14 protein-coding genes and 1 riboswitch are annotated in these 17,462 nt (G+C 29.5%); of the genes, 5 read left to right on the top strand and 9 right to left on the bottom strand.

Going from position 1 to position 17,462, the window contains the following annotated elements; genetic code table 11:
* Positions 1-15: 15 nt before the first annotated feature.
* The 7 genes from ACYUCG_RS06085 to thiD form a co-directional block, all read right to left on the bottom strand.
* Complete coding sequence (locus tag ACYUCG_RS06085; RefSeq protein ID WP_139933433.1) at positions 16-1,365, bottom strand: SpoVR family protein; 1,350 nt, start codon at positions 1,363-1,365, stop codon at positions 16-18.
* Positions 1,366-1,391: 26 nt separating this feature from the next.
* The gene (gene yhbH, locus ACYUCG_RS06080; protein ID WP_283704503.1) at positions 1,392-2,570 is read right to left on the bottom strand and encodes a sporulation protein YhbH; all 1,179 of its coding nucleotides are present in this window, start codon (positions 2,568-2,570) and stop codon (positions 1,392-1,394) included.
* Between the two features lie 3 nt (positions 2,571-2,573).
* The gene (locus ACYUCG_RS06075; protein ID WP_060794309.1) at positions 2,574-4,496 is read right to left on the bottom strand and encodes a PrkA family serine protein kinase; all 1,923 of its coding nucleotides are present in this window, start codon (positions 4,494-4,496) and stop codon (positions 2,574-2,576) included.
* Between the two features lie 88 nt (positions 4,497-4,584).
* A complete protein-coding gene (recQ, locus tag ACYUCG_RS06070) occupies positions 4,585-6,363 on the bottom strand; it encodes a DNA helicase RecQ (RefSeq protein WP_060794310.1) in 1,779 nt (592 codons plus the stop codon).
* A gap of 228 nt (positions 6,364-6,591) precedes the next feature.
* Positions 6,592-7,215 (bottom strand): thiamine phosphate synthase, encoded by a 624-nt coding sequence (thiE, locus tag ACYUCG_RS06065; protein WP_460268298.1) that lies wholly within the window; start codon positions 7,213-7,215, stop codon positions 6,592-6,594.
* Positions 7,208-8,005, bottom strand: a complete 798-nt coding sequence (thiM, locus tag ACYUCG_RS06060) for a hydroxyethylthiazole kinase (protein ID WP_460268297.1) — start codon at positions 8,003-8,005, stop codon at positions 7,208-7,210. Before thiM ends, thiE begins: the two co-directional genes overlap by 8 nt.
* Positions 8,006-8,016: 11 nt before the next feature.
* Complete coding sequence (gene thiD / locus ACYUCG_RS06055; protein ID WP_460268296.1) at positions 8,017-8,811, bottom strand: bifunctional hydroxymethylpyrimidine kinase/phosphomethylpyrimidine kinase; 795 nt, start codon at positions 8,809-8,811, stop codon at positions 8,017-8,019.
* Between the two features lie 73 nt (positions 8,812-8,884).
* Positions 8,885-8,994: riboswitch (TPP riboswitch) on the bottom strand.
* Positions 8,995-9,117: 123 nt separating this feature from the next.
* Between thiD and ACYUCG_RS06050 the strand changes: the two genes are divergently transcribed.
* Positions 9,118-9,957, top strand: a complete 840-nt coding sequence (locus ACYUCG_RS06050) for a patatin-like phospholipase family protein (protein ID WP_415319284.1) — start codon at positions 9,118-9,120, stop codon at positions 9,955-9,957.
* A 95-nt stretch (positions 9,958-10,052) separates the two neighbouring features.
* Here the strand turns inward: ACYUCG_RS06050 and ACYUCG_RS06045 are convergent, their stop codons facing one another.
* Positions 10,053-11,066, bottom strand: coding sequence for a LacI family DNA-binding transcriptional regulator (locus ACYUCG_RS06045; RefSeq protein ID WP_460268295.1), 1,014 nt, complete (start codon positions 11,064-11,066; stop codon positions 10,053-10,055).
* Between the two features lie 217 nt (positions 11,067-11,283).
* Here ACYUCG_RS06045 and mglB point away from each other — a divergent pair, with 217 nt between their 5' ends.
* The 3 genes from mglB (at position 11,284) to mglC (ending at position 14,970) form a co-directional block, all read left to right on the top strand.
* A complete protein-coding gene (gene mglB, locus ACYUCG_RS06040; RefSeq protein ID WP_240298335.1) occupies positions 11,284-12,348 on the top strand; it encodes a galactose/glucose ABC transporter substrate-binding protein MglB in 1,065 nt (354 codons plus the stop codon).
* Between the two features lie 74 nt (positions 12,349-12,422).
* Positions 12,423-13,970: a galactose/methyl galactoside ABC transporter ATP-binding protein MglA gene (gene mglA, locus ACYUCG_RS06035; RefSeq protein ID WP_060794317.1), complete on the top strand. Its 1,548-nt coding sequence runs from the start codon at positions 12,423-12,425 to the stop codon at positions 13,968-13,970.
* Positions 13,942-14,970, top strand: a complete 1,029-nt coding sequence (gene mglC / locus ACYUCG_RS06030) for a galactose/methyl galactoside ABC transporter permease MglC (RefSeq protein ID WP_003449090.1) — start codon at positions 13,942-13,944, stop codon at positions 14,968-14,970. The genes mglA and mglC overlap by 29 nt, the downstream gene beginning before the upstream one ends.
* 40 nt (positions 14,971-15,010) lie before the next feature.
* On the opposite strand, the gene ACYUCG_RS06025 is transcribed toward mglC, so the two are convergent.
* Complete coding sequence (locus ACYUCG_RS06025) at positions 15,011-16,033, bottom strand: aldose epimerase family protein (RefSeq protein WP_347178280.1); 1,023 nt, start codon at positions 16,031-16,033, stop codon at positions 15,011-15,013.
* A gap of 225 nt (positions 16,034-16,258) precedes the next feature.
* Here ACYUCG_RS06025 and ACYUCG_RS06020 point away from each other — a divergent pair, with 225 nt between their 5' ends.
* Positions 16,259-17,422, top strand: coding sequence for a galactokinase (locus ACYUCG_RS06020; protein WP_283677718.1), 1,164 nt, complete (start codon positions 16,259-16,261; stop codon positions 17,420-17,422).
* The last annotated feature ends 40 nt before the right edge of the window (positions 17,423-17,462 follow it).

Here is a 17,462-nt window from a genome sequence, read left to right as displayed (position 1 = left end):
TATGAAAGTTTTTTCCTATTCATCACACATAAATAATATATCTGAACCATCTTTTCCTTTACTGCTTAAAGTTACTTTTCTTCCCCATAAAATATTTATATACTTTAAAGTTTTCTTCGCATAGTTAGCCTCTAATTCTCTTCCATCAAAAACATGTTCTAAATTTAATGTCATATCTTTTTTATTTAACTCTCTAACCCTAATGTGTGGAATAGAACTTACGCCACATTCTTCAGCAATAAGATTCCTAATACTCTTCCACCCTAAATCATCAGAAACTTCCTCTACCACATAATCAAAACCCTTTTTAACATACTGGAATAAATTGAGTTCCTCACAAAGCTCCCTAGTTAAATACTTTCTTATAAAAGAAGTATCTCTTTCTAATGCTCTTACTTCAAAAATCTTTTCTCTGCCATACCTTTTTTCTATATCCTGAAAAATTCTAAAACCTATATAGTAGGGATTAAGTCCATAAGGAATAGGAGCCACAACATCATTATGTCTTTTTAAAAATTCTAAATGAAGTCCCTGTGGTAAATTTAGCTTTTTTAAAATATTATAATGCCAATAACTTGCCCATCCTTCATTCATTATCTTAGTTTCTATTTGTGGTAAAAAGTATAAGCTCTCTCTTCTAACTATTTTCAATATATTTTTTTCCCACTCTTCCAAATTACTATAATCTATTATAAACTGAATGATATCATCATCTGGATTAAGTGGAATTTTACTTATATCAGGAGGAAGTATTTCTTCCATAGAGTCTAAAATACCCCTATTTTCTTTTTTCTTATTAAATATCTCTAATACTCTTTTTCTCTGCTCATCTTGAGATTCTCTCTTTTCACCTATAACTCTTGGTATTTGATATCTTATTGAATGAGCAGCATCTAATATTCTCTCCACCTGACTATACCCTATACTTGGATCATTTATATATCCTCTTATAGTGTCTGCATCTAGCTTAAACATTTCTAAAGCATTATTTGCATCTGTTCCTTCTTTAAACAACCTATTATTTTTAAAGAAATCATTATGACCATATACATGAGCCATAGTTAATATTTGAAGCAATAAAGTGTTATCCTTCATTAAATAAGCTAGGCAAGGATTAGAATTTATAACCATCTCATATGGTAATCCTGTCATATTTAATGAATATAAGGTTTTATTCTTTTCATAAGCCTTACCATAACTCCAATGTGGATATTTAGAAGGCATTCCTACATATGCTTCATAACTTAGCATCTCATTATAGCCTATAATTTCATATTCCTGCGGATAATAATCTAGTCCTTCACTTTTTGCTATTTCTTCTATCTTATTGTTCCATCCTTCTAAATCTTTTAAATTATAATCCATATTTAAAGCCCCTTATCTTAAAACTCTCATTCCTTATTCTCTTCCTGTAGTTCTTCAGATAGCATATATTTTATAGCATTCCATAAATCCTTCTTTTCCTTTACAGTTACAGAAACAAAATTTTTCTTACTTATTTCCTTTTTAAATCTGTAGAACATTGTAGTAGAATAAGTTGAAGGTAAAAGCTCTATATATCCAAACATATTACTTAAATCTGAAATTTCATTTACGGCCTGCATAGCTTTTTCATTGTCTTCACTCCAATTATCTCCATCTGAAGCATAGAAAGGATATATATTCCAAACACCTGGATTATACTTTTCTTTTATTAAATCTATGGCAGCATTTATTCCTGAAGATATATAAGTTCCTCCAGATTCGCCTTTGTGGAAAAACTCATATTCATTAACATTCTTAGCCGTGGTAGTATGAGATATGAATTCAAAAGCTATATTATTATATTTTCTTCTTATAAATCTAGATAAAACAAAGAAAAAGGATCTAGCTAAATATTTTTTAGTATTATCCATAGAACCAGAAACGTCCATTATAAAAATCATTACAGCATTACTTTCCTTTTTAGGTTGTTTTTTTACTTTATAATATCTTAAATCATCTTCTCTAAAGGGAAATCTACCTATTTCTGCTTCTTCCCCTATTTCACGCAATGCTCTTTTTTTTCCTTGTTTTCTGGCTATTTTAGACATAACAGTTTTTTTCTTTGCAAGTCTTGGTCTTATACCATATTTTTGATATCCCCTTTTTCTAGCTGCACTTTCAACTATTATTTCAGAGTACTTCTTTCTATCTAAGTTAGGTAAATCAAGATCCTCAACTATATAATCCATAATTTCCTCTAAGGTTATTTCAGTTTCATATATATCTTTTCCTTCTTGATTTCCTGCTTTATTATTACCAATAGCTTTTCTCTTATCACTAGCTATTCTATCTCCTCGTTTTTCCTCTCCATTACCTGTTGTCACGCCTTTATTATTTGCCCCATAAATAAATTGATATTCTTTTATTCCCCTAATAGGAATTTTATATTTTTTATTTTTAGTTTCTCCAATTATGCTTTCCTCTGAAAGTATATCCCCTAAATTTTCTTTAATAGATTTTTCTACTAACTGCCTGTGACGTCTTCTATCCTCTATAGATCTATCATGTTCCACATGGTTCTCTGCCTGATCTCTAAATATGGCCATATTTTAATCCTTCCATAGGTTATTAGCCGCATATTTTAAAATTACATCACAACAGTGTGGACAATAACCGTTTTTCTCCATTTGATTTACCATTGAATTATACTTCTTATCTTGGTCTTTATCTCTTACTCTAGATTTAGTTATTATTCTTGATAAGTCCTTAACTGAAGCTGTTAATTTCTTTTCAATGGCTTCTTTTAGTGGTTCATAAGATCTATAGTCCATTTTTCCGCCACTTCTAACTATATAGAACATATATGATGTTACATCAGCTCTAAAGCCCTTAGCAGAAGATTCTGATATTCCTATTTGTTCCTCTATGCTTCTCATAAATTCTTCATCTGGCTCTAGTTCTTCGCTAGTTGCAGAATCTTTAAGTTTTGTTTTATTTACATAAGCCTCTGCATTATCTATATAATTATTAAATAAACTTTCTGCTTGCTCTTGGAAAGAGTGAATAAATGCCTTTGTAATTTCTTTTTCAAGAATCTTATTATATTCTTTTCTTATAGTATCTTGAATATATCCTAAATACTTCTTCTTATCATCTTGAGATATATCCATATCCTTAACAGATTTTATTATACTTTCCATAACACTTAATGGGTTTATACATTTATGCTCTGCATTTGATAGCGCATTATCTATTGCTTTTATAATAAATCTTGTTGAAATTCCCTTCATACCTTCCATAGGTCCAGCTTCTTCTTTTAACTCTAAAACATCAATTCTCTTAGTCGTTCCCTTTTCAACAATTTCCTCTCCATTATAAAGTTTAAGCTTAGTAATTGGATCAACCTTCATAGAAGGAAGTAATCTTGTTAATATTGCAAACATTGAAGCAATTTCTATAGTATGAGGTGCTATATGAGCATCAAAGTTAGATTTCTTTAATATTTTTTCATAAATTTTAATTTCTTCACTAAGTTCTAAACAATACGGAACCTCAATCTTTACAATTCTATCTAAAATTGCTTCATTAGTATGATCAGATTTAAATTTATTCCACTCAGCTTCATTAGAGTGAGCTATTATAAGTCCATCAAAATAAATCATTGACCCCTTACCTGGTGAAGGAATAGATTTTTCTTGAGTTGCAGTTATTATAGTGTGTAAGTATTCCACATCATTTTTAAATACCTCAATAAATTCAACTAATCCTCTATTACCAACATTAAATGCACCGTTTAATGAGAATATTCTTGGATCATCCTCTGGATACATATCCATTTTAGAAATATCAATAGATCCTGTTAAAATTGAAGTATCTTGATTATTAGGATCTACTGGTGGTACAACTCCAATTCCTTTTCTAGAACGAATTGAGAAATTCTTTGTTGAAACTGGAAACTTTTCATATTCTCCACCAAATTCATTTAATAATCTATACTTACAAACTGGACATAAATCTCCCTCGATTTTAACGCCTAACATATCTTCAAATTCTTTTCTTAAATGCTTAGGTATTAAATGTAAAGGTTCCTCATGCATTGGACATCCATCTAAAACATATACTGGTGGCGCAGTTTCTAAGGCTTTTTTTATAGCTTCTACCAAAGAAGATTTACCTGCTCCAACAGGACCAACTAAGTATAGTACTTGTCTTGCTTCCTCTCCCTTCATTGATGCTGAATGAAAATAGTTCATTAATTTCATAACAACTGTATCAATTCCATAAAAATCTTCCTTGAAGAAGTTATATTTCTTAATCTTTTCATTACCATATATTTTTTTAATTTTTGCATTTTCCTCAGGTCTTAATATCTCAAAACCTTTATCCATAATTAGATCATAAATCCTTTTATGAGAAAGTTTAGCAACGTCAGGATTATCTTTTACAATTTCTAAATAATCAATAAATGTTCCCTTAAACTTCTGCTTATTATGTTTTTCCCTATCACTTTTTATAAACTCTTTAAAATCCATTGTAATCCCTCCTTTACCCTAAATATATTCACAATACATTATATTCTATGACAAAAACTATATATAATAAAAAAAGAAATTAGTTAAACTAATTTCTTTTTCCATACTTTTCATAATCCCTTAAAGTAGTAAGAATAAAAGGACCATACTTTATTATTTTCTGCTCTCCAAAACCTCTAATATTTTTTAAATCCTCTTTATTTTTAGGATTTTTATTTATTATCTCCATAATCATTGAATCTGTAAAAACTATGTATGGTTTAACTCCTTCCCTTCTTGATATATCTTTTCTTAAAATACGAAGTTTCTTGAAAAGTTCTAAATCCTTACACATACTTTCTTCATTATTATTAACCTCTAAAAGTACTTTTTCTTCTCCCTTTAATATTCCTATAGACTTTCTATTTAACTTTAGCATAGAATATGTTCCTTCTTTTCTTTCTAAAGCATTAATAGATAAAAGCTCATTTATTATATCTTTTATGTACTTGCTTGTATATTCTTTCATTATTCCAAAGGTTGAAAGCTCATATAGCTTATACTTTTCAATTTTAGGTCCATGAATGCCTCTTAAAATATCTATCAAAACACTTTCTCCAAAGGATTCCTTTGTTCTATATATACATGATAATATCTTTTGTGCCTCTAATGTCATATCTATTAAATCGCTATTTTTTAAGCAGTTAGTACAATTATTGCAATATTTTATAGAGTTTTCCTCTCCAAAATAATCTAAAATATATTTTCTAAGACACTTATCATAATTACAAAACTCTATTATTTTTTCTAGTTTTTTAAGTTCTATAGTTCTTCTAGATATTTCTGTAGTTGAACTTATTAAATAATCCATAACTCTTATATCTTGCTCTGAATAAAGGAGATAACACTTAGCTAAGCTTCCATCTCTTCCTCCACGGCCTATTTCTTGATAATAATTTTCTATACTTTTTGGAAATGTTGAATGTATTATAAACTTAACATCAGGTTTATCAATTCCCATACCAAAAGCATTTGTGGCAATCATAACCTTAAAATTATCATTTAAAAATTCTTCTTGGTAATAATTTTTTTCCTTATCTTTCAAGGATCCATGATATTTCCCTACACTTTTCCCTCTATAAAGCATGTGTTTATAAAGTTCCTCAACTTCATTTTTAGTTGAGCAATAAATTATTCCTGACTCTTCATCATGTTCACTTATAATTTCACTTATACACTCTAATTTATCAACTTCTTTTAATACATTTATCTCCAAATTATCTCTACTAAAGCTCCCCTTATAAATAAAGGGATTATGAAGACCTAAAAGTTCAATAGAATCCTTCATAACTATCTCTGTAGCCGTAGCTGTAAAGGCTGTAATAATTGGTCTTTTCTTTAAATTACAAATAAATGGTTTTATCTTGCTATAACTTTTTCTAAAGTCATGGCCCCACATTGATACGCAGTGGGCTTCATCAACTACAATTTGTGCAATATTAGCTTTTTCTATATTATCTAAAAAATATCTATTTTCTAATCTCTCAGGTGATACATAAAGAAGCTTCAATTCTCCTTTTATGAATTTCCTAATTATATTTTTAACCTCTTCAAAGTCATTTCCTCCACTTATATAAGCAGCATTAATTCCTAAGGAATTTAAATTATCAACTTGATCCTTCATAAGAGATATTAAGGGAGAAATAACAAGTGTTGTTTCTTTAAAAATATAAGCAGGTATTTCATAACATAAAGATTTTCCACCTCCAGTAGGTAATATACAAAATACATCCTTTCCACTTAAAATCTTATCTATTACCTCCTGTTGACCTTTTCTAAACTCCCTATATCCAAAAATATTATTTAATACCTCAAACTCTCTTCTCATATCATTCTCCTAAAATTACTACTTATCTAACTTATATAAAATTAAGACCATACTCAAATAAGCATATCTAAAATTAAATTGTGACTATCTAAAATTAAGATTTAATTAAAATAGTCCTTAAATTATAAATATTATACTATAAAATAAACTCTAAATAAAAAAGAGATTCTATAACTTAAGAACCTCTTTTTGATTATTTCATATTTTAAGTTTAATATTCAAAATTTCTTATTTACTAAGAATATTTAAAAATTCCTTGCTTTTTTCTCTTATATTATCACTATTTAACAAAGCAGATATAACAGCTACCCCATCTAGATTTTCTAAAATATCCTTATTCAAGTTATAAGGAGTTATACCTCCAATTCCATAAAGTGGAATATTAGAAACAAATTTTATCTCTCTTAAAGTTTCTAAGGTCATTAATGTTGCATCATCTTTACTGTTAGTTGAAAATAAAGCTCCAACTCCTAAGTTATCTGCTCCATCTTTCATAGCTTTTAAAGCTTCCTCTTTATTATGAACAGTAACACCTATAATTGCATCCTTTGGCATTATTTCTCTTGCTATAGAAACCTCCATATCATCTTGCCCTATATGAATTCCATGAGCTTTTACTGCTAAGGCTACATCTATTCTATCATTTACTAAAAATAATGCTCCAAACTCATCACAAAGCTTTTTTAAAGCCCCAGCTTCTTTACACATTTCTTTAGTTTCTTTATTCTTTGCCCTATATTGAACAATGGATACCCCTCCAATTAAAGCTTCCTTTGTTTTTTCTAAAAGCTCATTAAAAGGAATCCTATAGTCTGTTACTAAATATAATTTTTTCGCATCTTTATTACTCATAAATAACCTTCTCCCTTTCCTTTATTATTTCATCATTAATAATTGAAAGTTCATCTAAAAGATTATGCTTAAATGTCATTAACCCTTCTTTTTCTCTTAATCTTTCCTCAGCTAATTCTCCACATATTCCCCATGCAGTTACTGCTTTAACCACTTCTTTAAATCTTAAATCTTTATGGTCATAAAAACTTAAAGCTAGTGTTAATAAAGCTCCTAACATACATCCAGTACCTGTAATTTTACTCATTTTATAAGTTCCATTTTTAACACTTGCACTTTCTTCTCCATTAGTTATAAAATCAACCACTCCAGAAACAACTACTATAAGATTTCTTTCTCTTGCATATTCCTTTATCTTATTTTTTGTATTTTCACTTAAAGAATCATTAAAGGAATCTATTCCAATTGAATTTGAAGTTTCACCTATAAGGTTTTTTATTTCAGCTAAATTCCCCTTTATAAGTGAAGGCTCTCCCTCTAGTATTAATTTTTTAGCAAAATCTCTTCTAAGTTTGGATGCTTGTACACCTACTGGATCTAAAACAGAGGGAATTCCTTTTTCCTTTGCTATTTTCATAGAAATCATTGATGACTCCATTTGGTAAGGTTCTAGAGTTCCTATATTGACTAATAATCCATTAGCCATTCCAGTTATCTCTTTTAATTCATCATGATGTGTAGCCATGAGAGGTAAGCCGCCATAATTAATAGTTACTTGTGCTAGATCATTAACTGTAACATAATTAGTTATCATATGTATTAAAGGGTTTTCTCTTTTCAAAACTTCCATTTTTATTCCTCCTAGTAAAATTTATAGAAATGATGTGTTGGTCCAACACCCTTTCCAAGTTCAAACCCATTTTTTATAGCACCTGTAATATATTCTTTTCCACATCTCACAGAATCAACTATATTCATTCCCTTTGATAAATTAGCTGTAATAGCTGATGATAAGGTACATCCTGTTCCATGGGTATGCTTTGTATCTATTCTCTCTTCATCAAAAAGAGTAAAGTTTTCACCATCATATAAAATATCTGTAGCCTCTCCTTCTAAATGTCCACCCTTAATTAAAACATTTTTTGCTCCTAATTTTTTAAGATCACAGGCTGCCTTTTTCATATCTTCTATTGTAAGTATTTCTCTACCTAACAATTCCTCTGCTTCTGGTAAATTTGGAGTCATTAAAGTAGCTATTGGTATTAATTTCTCTATCAAAGTATTTTTTGCATCATCTGATAAAAGCTTAAATCCACTTTTTGAAATCATAACAGGATCTAATACTATTTGAGGTAATTTTTCTACTCTTCCTAAAGCATTACTTATAGCTTCTATTGATTCAATTTTAGATACCATACCTATTTTTATGGCACCTACTTCTATATCATTAAAAATAACCTCTATCTGTTTTTCTATGATTTCAGGAGTAACATCCATTATTCCAAAAACTCCTTGAGTATTCTGAGCTGTTATGGCAGTTATTATACTCATTCCGTAAACTCCATTAGCGGAAAAAGCTTTTATATCAGCCTGTATTCCTGCTCCCCCTGAACTATCTGACCCTGCAATTGTTAATGCATTAAATAATTTACTCATATTTTTCACTCCTTCTAAAAAAGAAAAAGCATATACAGCCCTAAGGCTATATATGCTTTAAAATCAATTTAAATATATGTATCTTGGGCTTCCCTACGCTGGTATTAACCAGATCAGGTTAAAGGGTCAAGAAATTTCATTTCTAATCTCAGCCAGACACTACTGGCCCCCCTAGCTATTTTTTATGCTATTTTCTAATCCAAATGATACCATAGCTCCTTTTCTTTTTCAACATATCTTTTTTTGAATTTTTTTAATTTAAGGATTATAATCTTAAATATATCGTGAACCTTAGGAGGATATTTTATGGTTAGTTTAGTTTTAGAAGGAGGAACTTTTCGTCCTATTTTTAGTGCAGGAGTTATGGATGCTCTTCTTGACAATAATATAATATTTCCTTATTGTATTGGAGTTTCAGCAGGAATAACTAATGGTTTTTCATATTTTTCTAATCAAAAAGGAAGAAATATTGAAATATTAAAAAAATATAGAAATGATAAAAGATATTTAAGCCTTTCTAACTTCTTTAGATGTAGAAGCATCTTTGGTTTAGATTTTGTATTTGATGAATTAGCAAATAAACTCTTCCCTTATGATTTTGATGCACTTTCAAATTATAAGGGAAGAGTTTTAGTAGGTGTTACAAATGCTAACACAGGAAAAACAGAATACTTAGATGGAAAAATTAAAGATGAAAAATATATGGCTTTGAGAGCTACTTGTGCTATCCCTATACTTTTCCCAGCAATAAAAATAAATGGAAGTGAATATTATGATGGTGGACTTTTAGATCCTATTCCAATAAAAAAAGCTATAGCAGATGGGAATGAAAAACATTTAATAATTCTTACTAGACCTAAAAGTTATAGAAAAACTTTAGGAAAAAGTAATAAGTTAGCATCTAAAATAGTTGGACGTAAATATCCTAATTTAAAAAATTCATTTTTATCAAGACATATAAAATATAATGAAACAATAAAATTTTGTGAAGAATTAGAAAGAGATGGGAAGGCAATTATAATAAGGCCAAATGAAGATGAAGCTATTGAAAGCTTTGAAAAAGATGTAACCAAATTAGAAGATGCTTATAATTCAGGATATAACGCCTGTATAAAAAACTTAGAAAAAATTAAAGCTTTATTTTAATCTTAGTTACATTTTAAACATAATCAAAAAAGACTACATGGGAAAACTCTAAATTTCCATGTAGTCTCTTTAGTTAAACAAAAGTAAATTTATCTTTAAAGTTTTTTACAACTTTCTCTTTCTATAAGTTTTACAGGTAAAACTATTTTCTTAGATATTTCTCTTCCTGTCCTCATTCTCTCTAAAAGTGTATCAACTGCAATACTCCCCATATGATCAGTAAAAACTTTTATTGTTGTTAAGGAAGGTGTTAAAAATTTAGCAGTACATATATCGTCAAACCCTAATATACTTATATCCTCTGGTATCCTTAATCCTTCTTCAAATATTGCTTTATAAGCTCCTATGGCCATAGGATCGCTAGCTATAAAAAATGCTGTAGGAAGATCCTTCTCTTTTAATATCCTCTTCATAAGTTCATAACCATGCTCTGGTAAAAATCTTCCCTTTAGAACCCACTCTTCTTTATAGTTTCCCATTTTCTCCATATATTCTTTAAAAGTTTTTTCTCTATAATTTACTTTTCTCGTAGATTCATTTCCATTATGTGGAATTGATTCACCACCTAAATATCCAATATCTTTATGTCCTAAGGATGTTAAATAATCTAAGCAAAGATTTACTCCATATTTGAAATCTACTACTACTGAATCGTGTTTCCACTCCTCTGGAGAAGAATCTACAAAAATTATGTTTTTAGATAACTTTTCCATTAAGCTTATCTCTTCTTCTTCAAATATTCCAATAGCTAATATTCCATCTAAATCTGTATATTCTTTTGTACCTTCATTAATTATTTTTTGAAAATCTATTGGTTTAAATTTAATTTTCTCTTCACTACACTTTTTCTCAACAGCCATTCTTATTGAAAGAAAATATGGATCGTTTAATTCTTGTATTTCTGTATACCAATAAACTATACCTATGGTGTAATTTTTTATTTTATTTTTTCTTTCTTTTACTGGTATATAATTTAACTCTTCAGCTATTTCCATTACTTTTTTTCTTGTTTCTTCAGACACATTAAGTGTTTCATCTAAGTTTAAAACTCTAGATACAGTAGCTATTGAAACTCCAGCACCTTTTGCAATATCTTTAATAGTAGCCACATAATCACTCCTTACTTTTCTTATTTTATATTATATATTTTTTTACTAAAATTTTCTAACCTTTTCTTTATACAATCTATAAAATTTAACTAAATAAATGTAAAATAATACTTATTTTATTATTTTTTAACAAAAATCTCTTGTTTAATTTCCAATTTATGTTATAATTGTTTTAAAATTACAATAAAGTTTTAAGGTAAAATAGGGAGGACTTATTATGAAAAAGAAAGGTTTAGCACTAATTTTAATTTCAGCTTTAACTATGGGTACTTTAGTTGGTTGTGGTGGAGGTTCAGGCTCTACTGGATCATCTGGTGATACACCAAAAGAAAACGATTCACCTAAGATAGGAGCTACAATTTATAGTTTTGAAGATAACTTCATGTCATACCAACGTAGAAATATAGAAAAACTTTGTGATGGAAAAGCCGAGTTATTAATGAATGACTCTCAAAATAATCAATCTAAACAAATAGAACAAGTGGATACTATGATAGCTAAGGGTGTTGATATTCTTGCAATAAACTTAGTTGATCCTAAATCTGCTCCTACTGTAGTAGATAAAGCTAAAGCAGATAACTTACCAGTAGTATTCTTCAATAAGGAACCAGACGAATCTGTTATGCAAAGCTATGATAAGGTTTGGTATGTTGGTACAACTTCTGAAGAATCAGGAATAATCCAAGGGGAAGTAATGGCAGAAGGTTGGAAAGCTAATCCTGCTTGGGACAAAAATGGTGATGGAAAAATCCAATACGTAATGCTTAAAGGAGAACCTGGTCACCCTGATGCAGAAGCTCGTACAAAATACTCTATTGAAACACTAAATAAGGCAGGTATAGAAACTGAAGAATTAGCAATGGATACAGCTATGTGGGATTCAACTAAGGCTACTGAAAAAATGGATGCTTGGATTGCTAAAAATGGTGACAATATAGAAATGGTAATTTGCAACAATGATGGAATGGCTTTAGGTGCTATTTCTTCTCTTGAAAAAGCAGGCTATTTAGATGGAACTCCTGAAAAATTTGTTCCAATATATGGTGTTGACGCCATCCCAGAAGCCTTAGATAAAATTAAAGCTGGTAAAATGGCTGGTACAGTATTAAACGATGCCAAAAACCAAGCTCAAGCTCTAGTGGATTCTTGTATGAATTTAGTAAATGGAAAAGATATAACTGATGGAACTAGTTGGAAACTTGATGATAAAAAATCAATTCGTGTTCCATATGTAGGAATAACTAAAGACAATATCAACGTTGCTGAAGATTCATATAAATAATTTATAAAAAATAAGGGGGCTATATCAAAATAAATTTTGATATACGCCCTTAATAAAACAGGAGGTAAAAAAAGATGAAAGACTCTTCAAACCTGTTAGAAATGAGAAATATCTCTAAAGAATTCCCAGGAGTTAAAGCCTTAGACAATGTAACCTTAAAAGTAAAAAAAGGTTCTGTACATGCCTTGATGGGAGAAAATGGTGCTGGTAAATCAACATTAATGAAATGTCTATTTGGTATATATCACCCTAATTCAGGAGAAATTTTTATTTCTGGCCAAAAGGTACAATTTAAGAATTCAAAACATGCCCTAGATAATGGAGTATCTATGGTTCACCAAGAGTTAAATCAAGTTAGAGAAAGAAATGTTATGGATAATCTTTGGCTTGGTAGATATCCTAAAAAAGGGCTTTTTATAGATGAAAAGAAAATGTATGATGAAACAGAAAAAATCTTTAAAGATTTAGATATAAATGTTAATCCTAAGGATAAAGTTTCTACCCTATCTGTTTCTCAAATGCAAATGGTTGAAATAGCAAAGGCTGTTTCATATAACTCTAAAATAATAGTAATGGACGAGCCTACTTCCTCTTTAACAGAAAAAGAAGTAAGTCATCTATTTAAAATAATAAACAAGCTTAGAAAGCAAGGAATAAGTATAATTTACATTTCTCACAAAATGGAAGAAATCTTAGAGATTTCTGATGAAGTTACCATAATGAGAGATGGTAAATGGATTGCTACTGAAAAAGCTTCAGATCTGACTATGGATTTAATAATAAAACTTATGGTTGGACGTGAACTTACTGATAGATTCCCTAAAAAGGATCATACTCCTAAAGAAACTATTTTAGAAGTAAATAATCTTAGTGATGCAAAAAATGAATTAAAGAATGTTTCCTTTAAACTTAGAAAAGGGGAAATTTTAGGAATTGCAGGCCTTGTTGGTGCTAAAAGAACTGAAACCTTAGAAACCTTATTTGGCCTTAGAGAAAAGGGGTCTGGAGACATAATTTTACATGGCAAAAAAGTTGATAACAGTAAGCCTTTTAAGGCTATGCAAAACGGTTTTGCTCTTGTTACTGAAGAAAGACGCCAAACTGGAATCTTTGGAAAATTACCTATAGATTTTAATTCTATAATAGCTAATATAGATAGTTATAAAACCTCAACAGGTCTTTTAGCAAATGGAAGAATATCTAAGGATACTCAATGGGTTATAGATTCAATGAAAGTAAAAACCCCAAGTCAAAAAACTCTAATCGGTAGCCTCTCTGGTGGTAATCAACAAAAGATAGTAATTGGAAAATGGCTTCTTAGAAAACCTGAAATACTACTTCTAGATGAACCTACTAGAGGTATAGATGTTGGTGCTAAATTCGAAATATACCAACTTATAAATGAACTTGCTAAAGAAGATAAAGGAATAATTATGGTTTCTTCTGAAATGCCTGAACTTTTAGGTGTATGTGACAGAATACTAGTCATGAGTAATGGTAGGGTTTCTGGCATAGTTAATGCTAACGAAACTACCCAAGAGGAAATTATGCATCTATCTGCAAAATATCTATCAGTAACAGGAGGAGTTAACAATGCAAACCAAATCAAAGAAAAAGTTTAATTTAAATAGCCAATGGTTAATGAATAATGCTATTTATATAGTTTTAGTGGCCTTATTAATAGGAATTTGTATTATTTCACCAGATTTTTTATCATTAAAAAACTTTATTAATATATTAAGCCAATCCTCTTCTCGTATAATAATAGCCCTTGGGGTTGGAGGAATACTTTTAACTGAAGGTACTGACCTTTCTGCTGGTAGAACAGTTGGACTTGCTGCCGTAGTATCAGCTTCTTTACTTCAAGCTGGAGATTATGCATATAAAATGTATCCTAATTTACCTGAATTACCTATATTCATTCCAATTTTAATAGCAATGGCTGTTTGTGGAATAGTTGGTCTTGTAAATGGATTAGTTGTTTCTAAATTTAATGTTCCTCCATTTATAGCTACTCTAGGAATGATGACAGGAATATATGGACTTAACTCAATATACTTTGATAGACCTCCATATGGAGCTATGCCAATAGGTGGTCTTAGCCAATCCTTTAGTAATTTTACACTTGGTTCCATTCCTATATATGGAAATATAAAAATACCTTATTTAGTTATATATGCAATTATTGTAATAGCTGTAATTTGGACTTTATGGAATAAAACTAAATTTGGTAAAAACCTTTATGCCATAGGTGGTAACAGAGAAGCTGCTGTGGTTTCAGGTGTAAATGTTGTTAGAACACTTTTATTAGTTTATATGTTAGCTGGAGTTCTTTATGGTTTTGCAGGTACCCTAGAAGCTGGTCGTGTTGGTAGTGCTACTGCTAGTACTGGTGAAATGTATGAACTGGATGCCATAGCTTCCTGTGTTGTTGGTGGAGTTTCCACTGCTGGTGGTGTTGGTACTGTTCCTGGAATAGTAACTGGTGTTTTAATATTCCAAGTTATAAACTATGGTCTAGCTTTTATAGGTGTTAGCCCTTATTTACAATTCGTTATAAAAGGTTTAATTATAGTTCTAGCTGTAGCTCTTGATATGAGAAAATACATGAAAAAGAACTAATAAAAAATGTATGGAAGAAATATTTCTTCCATACAATTTTTTATATACACTCAAATTTAAAAGTTGTTTTTTGATAATACTCTTCATCCTTTTTAAGTATTATTCCATCTAAGAAGCAATCATCATATCCTACTGGTAAGTTTTGTGTTTCAAAACATATTCCATCATGCTTTTTGGCTACTTTGCCATTTTCTAAAGGCAATTCATCTGGAAAATTCATTGAATAACATACTACTGCCTTTTGATCTGTCTTAACCTTCATAATTCTTCCTGATTCTTCATCTACTAAGATTGCATCAAAATCACCCTTCTTATTTAGAACCCATGGATGATCATATCCTGATCCAATTTCTAATTGCAAGTGGTTTTTATTTATATCCTCGCCTATCTTTTTTGGCTCCCTAAAGTCAAAAGGTGTTTTTTCTACACTTATAAACGCTCCTGTTGGAATCAAATTTTTATCTAACTCACATATTTTCTCTGAATCTATATAAAGTTTTTGTTCTAATACATTTCTTTTATTGTTTCCTGATAAATTAAAATATGAATGATTAGTTAAATTTACTACTGTATCTTTATCTGAAGAAGCTCTATATTCTATGGAAAGCTTGTCTCCTTCAAGAGAATAAGTAACCTGAACCTTTAAATTACCTGGGAATCCCCCTTCTCCATCCTTGCTAAAGCAAGTAAATGTTGCTGTAGATTTTTCTTCATCCTCATTATATGAATAATCCCAAATTTTTTTACTAAAACCTTTATATCCTCCATGAAGGCAGTTTCCATTATTATTTTTATCTAACTCATAAATCTTATTATTTAATTTAAAGGAACCCTTTCCTATTCTACCTGCTACTCTTCCTACTACAGCACCTAAACTTGAAGGATTTTCAATATAGCTTTCCTCATCCTTATAAGCAAGGACTATATTTTCTTTATTTCCCTCTCTATCATCTACATTTATTTTTTCTACAATGGCCCCTAAATTTAATATTTCCACAGATACTTTATTATTTTTTAATACTATTTTACTTATTTTATCATTAATTTTACTTTCTATAACCAAATTATTCACTCTCCCTCTCATATCTATAATTTGATTTTAACAACTTAATATAAGTTTTTCAATAATCTTTATTCTATTAAACATACTAGTTTTAAGAATTTTATCAAAAAGTCTATATTTAAAAATAACTTAACAAAAAATTAGTAAAATTTTTAGTAAAACAATTGATTTTTATTTTTTGTAATCGTATAATTAAGTTACAGATTTTCTATTCGGAGGTATATCATGGAATTAAATAAACTTAAATCAACTTTTATTAATAATTTTGGTAAAGAACCTAATTCATTATTTTTCTCGCCAGGAAGAATAAATCTTATAGGTGAACATATTGACTACAATGGGGGATTCGTATTTCCTTGTCCAATAACTCTTGGAACTTTTGCAGCAGCAAGCTTAAGAGATGATAGAATTTGTAGAGCTTACTCTCTTAACTTTGAATCTCTTGGAATAATAGAGTTTTCTTTAGATGATTTATCTTATAAAAAAGAGGACAATTGGACAAACTATCTTAAAGGGGTACTAAAAGTACTTATAGAAAAAGGATATAAAATAGATAAGGGTATTGACTTAGTTATCAATGGAAATCTTCCAAATGGAGCTGGTCTTTCCTCTTCAGCATCTTTAGAAATGTTAATAGTAAAAATTTTAGATACTTTCTTTTCTCTTAATATTTCAAAGGTAGATGCTGCACTAATAGGTAAAGAGGTAGAAAATACTTATATAGGTGTTAATAGTGGTATAATGGATCAATTTGCTATTTCTCTAGGAGAAAAGGATAAGGCAATTTTACTTGATTGTAATAGCTTATATTATGAATATGTTCCTTTAAACTTAGGAGATAATTCAATTATTATAATGAATACTAACAAGAGACGTGAACTTGCAGATTCTAAATATAATGAAAGAAGAAAAGAATGTGATGATTCTTTGGACACTTTAAAGAAATATACTAATATTTCTTCTCTTTGCGAACTAACTTCATTAGAATTTGAAACATATAAAGATAAAATAGAAGATTCTAATAAATTACGTAGATGTGTACATGCTATTTCTGAAAATGAAAGAGTAAAAGATGCTGTAAAAGCTTTAAAAGAAAATAATCTTGAATTATTTGGACAACTTATGAATCAGTCTCATATTTCCCTAAGAGATGATTATGAAGTTACTGGTAAAGAATTAGATACCCTAGCTGAAAACGCTTGGAAACAACCTGGAGTTTTAGGTGCCCGTATGACTGGTGCTGGCTTTGGTGGATGTGCCATAGCAATAGTTAATAATGATCATGTTGATGAATTTATTAAAAATGTTGGACAGGCTTATAATGATGCTATAGGATATGAAGCATCATTCTATGTTGCTTCTATAGGTAATGGTCCTACTGAACTTTAAAATAAAACCTTGGGGCTGTATCAAAATATAATAATAAAAC

The organism is Clostridium sp. CTA-17 (assembly GCF_054767895.1).
Note: the sequence above shows the minus strand (reverse complement) of the source record. Positions and strands in the feature narration are given on the sequence as shown.